General features: G+C 26.2%; 9 protein-coding genes. 4 read left to right on the top strand and 5 right to left on the bottom strand.

All coding sequences use genetic code 4. From position 1 onward, the window contains the following. Positions 1-97: 97 nt before the first annotated feature. The 4 genes from BST80_RS02380 (at position 98) to BST80_RS02365 (ending at position 1105) form a co-directional block, all read left to right on the top strand. Entirely contained in the window at positions 98-283 is a 186-nt protein-coding gene (locus tag BST80_RS02380) for a hypothetical protein (RefSeq protein WP_415745797.1), read from the top strand. A gap of 15 nt (positions 284-298) precedes the next feature. Further along, complete coding sequence (locus BST80_RS02375) at positions 299-421, top strand: hypothetical protein (RefSeq protein WP_415745796.1); 123 nt, start codon at positions 299-301, stop codon at positions 419-421. After that, positions 415-657 carry a hypothetical protein gene (locus tag BST80_RS02370; protein ID WP_415745795.1) on the top strand — a complete coding sequence of 81 codons (243 nt, stop codon included), beginning with the start codon at positions 415-417 and terminating at the stop codon, positions 655-657. The genes BST80_RS02375 and BST80_RS02370 overlap by 7 nt, the downstream gene beginning before the upstream one ends. A gap of 106 nt (positions 658-763) precedes the next feature. Then, on the top strand, positions 764-1105 hold the full coding sequence (locus BST80_RS02365; protein ID WP_415745794.1) for a hypothetical protein: 342 nt from the start codon (positions 764-766) through the stop codon (positions 1103-1105). Between the two features lie 237 nt (positions 1106-1342). On the opposite strand, the gene BST80_RS02360 is transcribed toward BST80_RS02365, so the two are convergent. From BST80_RS02360 to BST80_RS02340, 5 genes are all read right to left on the bottom strand, one after another. Continuing rightward, a complete protein-coding gene (locus tag BST80_RS02360; protein ID WP_415745793.1) occupies positions 1343-1507 on the bottom strand; it encodes a hypothetical protein in 165 nt (54 codons plus the stop codon). A 140-nt stretch (positions 1508-1647) separates the two neighbouring features. After that, positions 1648-6012 (bottom strand): FtsX-like permease family protein, encoded by a 4365-nt coding sequence (locus tag BST80_RS02355; protein ID WP_415745792.1) that lies wholly within the window; start codon positions 6010-6012, stop codon positions 1648-1650. Positions 6013-6034: 22 nt separating this feature from the next. After that, positions 6035-8227 (bottom strand): hypothetical protein, encoded by a 2193-nt coding sequence (locus BST80_RS02350; protein ID WP_415745791.1) that lies wholly within the window; start codon positions 8225-8227, stop codon positions 6035-6037. A gap of 75 nt (positions 8228-8302) precedes the next feature. Then, complete coding sequence (locus BST80_RS02345; protein ID WP_415745790.1) at positions 8303-9208, bottom strand: hypothetical protein; 906 nt, start codon at positions 9206-9208, stop codon at positions 8303-8305. 143 nt (positions 9209-9351) lie between these two features. Continuing rightward, positions 9352-9582 carry a hypothetical protein gene (locus BST80_RS02340; RefSeq protein ID WP_415745789.1) on the bottom strand — a complete coding sequence of 77 codons (231 nt, stop codon included), beginning with the start codon at positions 9580-9582 and terminating at the stop codon, positions 9352-9354. Positions 9583-9963: the final 381 nt, after the last annotated feature.

Here is a 9963-nt window from a genome sequence, read left to right as displayed (position 1 = left end):
TAAAATTATAATTTGCTATTAGTATCTTTTTAAAAATATTTACAATTATTTTAATAGGTTATGCAAGAAGTCTATTAAAGCATATTATACAAACGATATGAAATTAAAAATTAAATTTGCAAAAACATCATTGCCCAAATTATTATTTGGTCTTTTAGAAACATCTTTTAATTCTTTTGGTAACGATATAGCCATAACAATGGATGTTAATAATTGAGGTACACTTGGTATTAAAAACAAAAGTAATAATCCTATTAGTATCACATTAATACCACGAAGTTAGAAAAGAGGTAAAGTAATGAATATTACTGATAAATGAAGAAAGCGGAAATTACCTAAAAATGTTGGATGTTGTGGTTGAAGATTTTGTGGTAAAAGAAGACGAAGAACAGAAAAGACAAAGGAATTAAAAATATGATAATTCAGAAATGATTAGATTGTGAAATGCCTAATTGTAAAAGTAAATCATTAGGTAGATTTAAAAAAGATAAAAATGGTGATTTAGTGAGACAAATGCAAGGTGATTGACCTGTGCAATTATGTATTATTCATTTTAAAGAGTTTCAAATTAAAATGAATGAAACTATGATATATATGCAAGAAAAAAATAAAGAGTATAAAGATATGATTAACACAATGATTGTAAAAAAGAATTAAATTATGGTAAGATACTTGTATAAGATTAATCTTCCTTTTATAAAAGAGTCTTACCTATAATTTGTTAAAAGTGTTAATCCTACACTCAAATAAGGAGCGAAAAATAATGGCAAATTTAGAAAAAATTAAAGAAATTTTAGAAATTGATGATGAAAAACCGAAAGCAGTTGATGAATTATTATCTGCTCAGGCTAAACAAATTCGTGAATCAATTAAAAATCGTGAAGATGTAGTTGATAAAACAGATTTTGAAACTGTTAATACTCAATTACAAGAATTAAAAAATAAAAGTGATTTATTAGAAAATGAATTATATTTAAAAAATTTTACAGATAAAGATAAAAAGATTATTTCTTCGTTAATTAATAATGATGAATATAAAGATTTATCTAAACAAGAAAGAATAAACAAAATAGCAGAAGATTATAATATTAGACTTCTTGCATAACCTAGTTATTTTAAAATTCCTATAAAATATATTTAAAATAGAAATTATAGTAATTTTAAAATAACTAGGTTATGCAAGAAGTCTAATCATTAAATTTTGTAAAATATATTTTGCGATAAAAGAAAACCGGTGATCAGTATTTATACTAATATCTTTAATTTTACTAATAATTTCATTTTCAGTCATATTACATCAACTCCTTACTTTTTCTTATTATGCCGTTCCATAACGAGTCACTTAATCATTATCGCAAAAAAAACCAAGACCAGCAATTAATAATAAAACAATCGCTGGAATTAACAATTTTAAAAAATAACATAATAACCCAATTAAAGCTAATAAAGTCATTCCTAATAAACTACCATTAATTACTCACTTTTGTTTTGTTGTAAAGTTAAACATTTCAAACCCTCATTAAAAATAAATTATCTTATCTAAAATAAATCCTTACTATTAGCTATACGCTATTTTTACTGTTTTTAAAACCTATTAATGAATTAAAATAAAACTATGGTTTAGAACCATAGTTTTATTAAATCCTGTTAACTTTCCATCATAACAATTTCTTGAATATTTAATTGATTAATTTTTTTCATTGAAATAAAGTACGAGATAACATATAAAATAATAATTCCTCCTAAGATAATTGGTAATGTAATTAGTCCTGTTCCAATTGAAACATAGAAATTAAAGAACATTAAAATCCGCTGGGTAATTGTCCATGCTAAACCTCAAGTGATAAAATATCCCAGTAATCAACCAACAACAGCAAAGGGAATAAAAATTCCTAATATTAAATTATTAATTTCTCAACGACTATAACCTTGTACTTTCATTGTTGCAATAATTTTAATAAACTTTTTAATAAAGAGATCAATTGCAAAATATATTATAATAACAGAAACCATAATGATAATGACAATAAAAATTAAAGCAACTGATAAGGCAACAATAATAACCCGACTCATAATTTTGGCTTTAATACCAACATAATCAGCTGTCAAAACAGATGAGTTGTAAGAAGTCGTAAAATTATTTAATGATAAATCACCATTTGTTGATGATAACGCATAACGATTAATTTGATCAGATGGTTGTAATTCGGTTGTATATTTTCCATTGTATCATTGCATTATATTTAAATTATTATCAATTTTATTTATTGGAAATGAATTAATTTGATTAGCATCATTGATACTAATAAACAAGCGTGGTGTATCATAAGTTGAAATGCTTTTAACAATTTTAACTTTAACTGGCTTTTGTGTTAAAGATGGTGCTGCTTTAATAAAATTATTATCAACAGCAGCTTGGTATCATGTTGTTGGAATTCCATCAATAAAATCGCCACTATATGTTCCACCAAAACTAAAATTATATGGTTTAATAACTCAGTACTCTTTATTATCAACTCGTTCTTTTCGAATAATTTTATTTCCGTCAACTGTTAATTCTTTTAATAAAATCCGTTGAAGACCATTACTCAATGTAATTATTTTTTTACTTCAAATTGCTTCCATCGCCGAATTAGTTGGAATCCATAATTCAACATTATTTAAATTATGATATTCACTCTTCCGATCAGCAGTAACATAATATTTTGTTTGTGAACTTGTATTATAAGTAAAATAACTTTTATCTAATGAATACAAACTTTGATAATTATTTACATTTCATCCAACAGCATTACCACTTAAATTATATTTTCAGTTTTGATATTTTAAATCTGTATTATTGTTAGTAAATTCTGCTCATTCATGCTGACCAGTATTATATTGCAATGTTGTTACTTCGGGAGTTAATTCAATTTCCTCTCCAACATTAAGAATTAAACGATGTAATGCAGTAACATTCGCAATTGCATTAATTACGGTACCCTTATTATTTGCTAAAATAGCACGCTCAGCGAATGATAATTTTAACATTTTGGTATTTGGATTAATTCCATAAATAGAAAATTGCTTATCATTATATGTTCCATCAAAACTAGTAAAAACATCATCAGTTGCTGGATTATAACTCATTGTTCCAATTCCTAATGCAAAATGATTTGCTCGATCCGGATTTTTATTTCAATCTTCTTTAACTGCAGCCGGGATAATCCCATTTGTTGCTTTACTAAAACATGTTCTTCATAACGCAGGATAATCTTCCTTGTCAGTAAATGGTGGGTATGGAATTGCCCCAATGCCTAATGCTTTTGGTAATACGGTACATAAAATTTCTGATACTAAAGCTCGAACACTATCACCAGCTGAAGAATTTTTTACTAAATTATTTAAATAATTAAAAATTCCTAATGATAAATTAGTTCCTGATAAAGTAACAAAATTATAAGATAACATATCTTTTAAAATCCCAGCTACAATTGGCTCTTGTTTCACCGCTTTTAATGGTTTAATTATCGCTCCTCCATCAATACTATAGTAATTTGCTAGTGGTGTTATTCCACCAATGGGATATAAATCTTGTTCAATTGGATCAGTTGACTTAGGAACATTATCAATTCCATTTCATGCATAAGTTTTATAATAAGAAAACGGATTATTACTTATGACATTACTATATTTAACTTCACTACCATATTTAATGTTTTTATAATAATTTGTATTAAAATTTTTTGCATAGACTGGTGCTAATAATGAGACAGTCAAAGTAAATGTCACTAAGGCAAAAATTCCTAAATAAGTAAATGCTTGTTTTAGTGAAGTTGATAAAACAACCATCCGGAAACGACCCACAAAAGTTTTAAAATGGAAACTACGTACAGTACGGGCCAAACTATTATTAACTTTTAACTCACGCATTGGATGAATTAAACTTAAAACTTCTGTTTTATTAATTGAAAAATAACAAGTAATAAAAGTAATTAATGATAAGAAAATAACAAAGAACCCAATTAGGAAAAGTAAAATCATTCAGTTTCAAGTAAAACTCCAATTAATTATAAAAAACATATTAAATAATTTTACAACGAATAATTGGACGGTAATTCCAACTAATCAACCGGTTGGTACTGCAATTAAAATACTAACCATTAAAATGCTTCAATAGGAAAGTGCAATTTCACGTAAATAATAGCCAGCAGCTTTTAACATTCCAATTTGTGGTGACTCACGTTTAATCATTTCTTTAATAATAATATATGAAACAGCAAATAATGTTATGGCAAAAATAATAATGAAGAATAAGCCAATATAAATGTAAACATTAATTGTTTTTGCTAATAAATCATAGCGTCGTGTTAATGAACTTGTTACTTCTTTTGGTTCAAAAGCACCAATTGAAGGATCATTGCCCAGTGGTGTTGAATTTTTGGTTAGCATTTGAGCATAAAAATCTAATTGATTAGGATTATTTACATAATATTTTTTAAAAATTGCTAAATTCTCGGTTGGTCTATTTGTTAAACTTTTTAAGAATACTCGCGAATTATCCTTTAAACTAATTAAACCTTTATTATTATCTTCTGCTAATAAAGACATTCCATAAGACGATAGATAAATGACAACATCCGTTTTAAAATCAGGAATAAAATCAGTTTCATAAATAGTTGGATAAATATTTAAAGTATCACCACCACTTGCCCCAATTGTAAATGTTCGTTCGCCAATTTGGATATTATCACGCAAATTTTTATGATGTGCTTTTAGATAATTAGGACTAACAACAGCATAATAATTGCTAATTATCGATTCATTTAATGATGGTCCTGACCACTCATTAACTTTATCAAAAAGCTTTAATTGTTCTTCTTTTAATAAATCATGTCAACCAATTACTTTATATTTTAAATTATTAGCAATATCCCAAGTTGTAACTTCTTGTCGAATTGCAATATCAAAATTGCTAACAACGCCCAGCATTGTGTAATAAGTCTGTACAAAATTAAGAAAAGAACTTCGTTCACTATAATTACCAAAAAAAGTAACTTTATTAAATAAATCACCAATAACCATTCGGGCTTCATTAATTCCTGTTTGATTTAATTTATCAATATATTGCCACGGTGATTGTGCTAAATACTGAATTCGTGTTTCCTTGTTTCCACTTGTATCAATTACATTAAAACGAGTAGCAACGCCAAAACTACCACGAAGCCCTTTTTCAAATAAAGTATTTTCTGAAATATTAGTTACCACTGTTTTATTATCTTGTTTTCCCAATGTTAAAGTAATATCAGGAATATCAAATTTAGTAAAATCATTATCAACTGTTTTTAAATTATAATCTCATCGTTCAATTGCTCGTTGTTCGGAAGTTGCTTTTCCATTAATAAAATTAGCAATACTTACTTTAATTTCTTCATTCGTTGCATTACTTTGTTTTTTTAAAAAACTAGTATTAATATAGTCCGTAATAATTCCTAAAAAGTTCTTATATATTTGCGTTGTATAAAATAGTTTAAAATATTGGTCAGCTAAAGCATTATAACCCATTGCTCGTAATTTTGCTATTAATGAGTTTTGATAATTTGGCGCAGTTGTTCGTAATGTTAAATTTAATGTTAAATTCCTAATTTTATCATTTGTTAATTTAAAATTAATATCAGATGGTTTTAATGCAGTAAAAACATCTGTCGCTGCTGCACCAATTGTAATTTTTGGATATGTTAATTTATTATCATTGTTTTCTAGTAAAACATATTCTGTATCAAAAGAAAAACTTGGAGTAATTGTTTGCATATTTGAATTTTCAAAATCCATTGCTGAATAATGAAATGAATAATTATAATCAAAACTACCATAACCCATTTGTCGATTTGCTGATTGTAAACTAGTGACCGTTGTAAATAGACAAGAAGTAATAATTGAACAAATAAAAATCAAAAGAAGCAATGAAATGAATTGCCCTTTTGCTTTAATTATTCCTAAATTTCCTTGCTTCATTAACAATATTTTTTTCATGTTTAGCCTTTATATTCCACTTTTAATCATTTTCAATTGTATCATAATAACGTTTTCATTGCCCGCTACTATCTTTTGCAAATCATTGAATATTAGAAATTACTCAATATTGATGACTATCATCACCAGGATTAATATTCATTCAAGTTACTTTATATTTATAATGCATTTTTTGGTAATTATTTCCTAGCCCATCATATTTCATAAATCAATCCAAATCATGATTACCTAATGCATTTAAATAAGCTGTATTTAAATCTTGATAAGTCTTAATGTCTGCTTTTGAAACATATCATTTTTGATGTAAATCTAAATTAGCAGCAACATCAGCATCACCTGTTCCTTTATATTCAATATCATACGATAATTTATTTTCTTCTAATTTACCATTGCTAATATTTCAATTTGCTCCTAATAATAAAGTATTTGAATAGTCATATAAAGCATTATTAATTGCTAAAAAATCTTTTCGTGTTTCTGAATTTGGATCAAAATATAATTTGTTTAATAATGCCCTTACTGGTTGCGCACTATCATTAAACCATGTAAATGCTAAATCCATAAATAAACCCTTTGCTGGTGTCGATGGGTCATCACTACCTGTTAATAATTGTGCAATTTTTGTTTGATTTTGTTCTTGGTCACTTTCTTCTGATCATGGCAACTTGCTAACTTCTGTTAACGCATTAGCACTTTGTAAGATTCCTTTTGATAAAGCAACAACAAAACGATTAATATCATTAACACTTAAGGTTCCTAAACCACCTTTTGATTTTGATAACATCATTTTTGACATTGACTGTAATACTACTTTAAATCCAGGAGTAATTTTATTAGTAGCAAGTGTTAAAAAACTACTAATTGAATTATTTGCTTCTTCTTGGCGTTCTAAATCTGCTTTAGTATATAAATCATCAAGATATTCTCCAAAATCAGTAAATAATTTAGCCAAAGATTTTGTTGAATCATCTTTTTTAAACAATAAATCAGCTAATTTTAAGTTTGGTGTTTTACCATTTCACATTGCATCACGATTTTTATATTGATCTTCTGGATTAGCTAAGTTTAGTTCCGGTTTCATTGGTTTTACTGCTAATAAATCACTAAAAACTTGTGATTGTTTAGTGAAAAAATCATCAATTTTTTGTTGAATTGCTTGTCTTTCAGTATTATCTTTACCTAAAAGTTGCAACGCTTTTGTTACCCCAAATTTTGCAAAAATATAATTTGCATTTTCTTTTGTTGGGTCATTAGGTAATTTAGGAGAAGCAAAAATCTGATAATAAATAGCTCCTAAAATACTTCCCATAAATGTTCCATCACTATTTTTTGATAAAGCTAAAAAATTGTTCAATTGATTAATATATGCTTTTGATTTTGAACGGTCTGTAAACATATCCACCATTGAAATTAACTGTAAAATTATTGCTAATTTATCTTGCTCTTCTGATTTTTGAGCTGTTTTAAATGGGCCTCCTGTCGCAAATTTTTGATTATTAATAAGGAAGTTTTGATTTGTACTCGTATCAAATTTAATGTCTTTTGTTGCCACTGGATTATAATCCATATTTAAATTATAAAAATAAGTTGCGCGTGGCATCTCAAACATTGCTTTATTACATGCATCAATAATGTTTTGATTAATTCTGTTATCATCACATTTAGTTGGTAAAATTTCTTTTGCAGTTGAATAACTTGACATTGGTCCGCCATCAAATCAATAATTTAACATATTACTATTTTCTGCTAAATTAGGAATTGTTGGTAACGGGTCTTTATCAGAATAATCAGGAATTTTTTTCTTAGTTTGTTTTTCTGTATTATATAATTCATTATCTAATAAATTCATATATTCATAATTTGATGATAAAGTTGTTAACGGCATCCCATCATTTTTATTTAAATATTTACCCCGATAGTAATCAATATCAACAATATTACCATCCTTATCTTTATATGAATCAGGTAGTCGCATTAACATTTGTAACATTGAAGGTGTATATGTATTTAAATTTTCATGTCGATTCGCAATTGTTAGTTTTGTAAATAATGTTGTTTGTAAAATTTTTGATTTTAATGGTCCATTAGGTAAATTTTCAACTGATGAATCTTTATATTTGTCTTCTACTGTTTTTGTCTTAGTTTTACAACTAGCAGTAAGAGCTGGCGTTGCTACTAACGTTGCTGCTGCTAAAATATTAAGTAACTTTCGCATTATTATTCCCTCTTTTCTTTTTATAATTAATAAATAACTAAATCATTGAATTAGTAAAATAAATTAATTCTTATTTTATTCTTGAAGGATCCCTCTTCAACCATTAATTTCATTTCTTAAGAATTTATTTGGTAAATTTTCTAAACCATTTTTTTCACTAATATTAAAAAAACGAATATTATTTAACAATAATAAAAGTGCAACAAGTTGAATTGAATTATCATCATTAATTTGTCATAAATTTTTCATTGTTTTCTTGGCAGTTTTTATTAAGAAAAATAAATCTAATAAACATAAAACTTTAATTATTTTTAAAATAATTTTAAAAAACAATGAACGATCTAAAATTTTTAAGTCTGCTGAGCCATTTTCAAAATTACTAATTAAAATTAAGAAAGTTAAAATTCGGAAAGCAAAATCATGTAAAAATGTTGTTTTTAAATCAAATAAATAAAAAAATGTAATAATAAAAACAATTGAAATATTTTTTATTAATCATAATGCTAAAATATGATTATTATTAATATGATAAAAACAATTTCACAATTGCTTTGTTATTAAAAATGAAAACAACAATGAGAACAAAACTAACATAACTAATTTTAAAGTATAGTTTAAAAATTGTTTATTTATTAAGATAATAATTGCAATAAAAAATTGTATAACTAAAATAGTTCTAAGATAAATACTAGTATCTGTTTTACTTGCATAAATTTGTAAAAGAATGATTTGTAAAATTAAAAGCACAATAAATTCACTAATAGCAAAAGTTGCATTAAAGAAATATTTTGCTGCTAAAGATTTTGCTTCATTTTTTCTAGCGCGGCGAATAGTAAAAAAATATTTTACATTCTTTAAAACAAGATAGAATAAAAGAAAATTAGTAAGAAAAATTATTGCAATACGTTCCAATAACGGATTAAAGAAAAATGAAATTGAATTTAGGATATTAAAACTTGATCATTCATGTAATAAATTCATTTTTCTCTCCTCACAAATTTCAATATGATCCGATATTGCTTACTAACTATATTAAAGCAAAAAAATAGAAAAAACAAGATACTAATTCTTGTTTTTTGTGAAAACCATATACATTNNANNCNNNTNNTTNAGNCTTTAAATTACTATACACGTTCTTGACAGTGAAAAGGGTATGTTACTTTTGTACGTGGCCGGCTTCAGGCTCGCCTCTCTCTCTCTCTCTTTTTCTCTCTGTTAATAGAGGCTAGAGACTTACAAATAAAATGTGAAGATATATTCAATACGCGAATTAACTGCATCATACAACCGTAGAACTCTATCTTTAATTCAGCGTCTTTAGCTTCCGAACCATTATTAGTTAATGTTATTATCATCTACATACATATCTACTAAAAATAACTCTCGGTTAACGATCAACCAACTATTTATGGTTTCTCTTAAAAAAAAGCAATATTTTCTACGCCTTTTTTAGTATATAACTTAAAACTTAATATAACAGATTTCAAAAATTTTAACTTGACAGGAATGCTCAAGGTCCTCTACTGCAAATATACATAGCCTGAGTCCTGAAATATTTATTAAGCATTGAGAATCTGTGGACTATATTAATAATTTAATGTAAGGTGATTGTACCTTAAGTATTATCCGATCGATAGTACCAGGCTTTCTATGTTGTTTGATGGGAAGAGTTGGAGTTGCAGTTTGAAAAGAATAACGGGAGTAAATAACTTTTGTCATAAAAAGAGTCCAACTAT

This window comes from Spiroplasma sp. Moj (genome assembly GCF_016082285.1).
GTDB classification, from domain to species: domain Bacteria; phylum Bacillota_I; class Bacilli_A; order Mycoplasmatales; family Mycoplasmataceae; genus Spiroplasma; species Spiroplasma phoeniceum.
The sequence above is the reverse complement of the archived record's forward strand: the minus strand, read 5'-3'. Positions and strand labels throughout refer to the sequence as shown.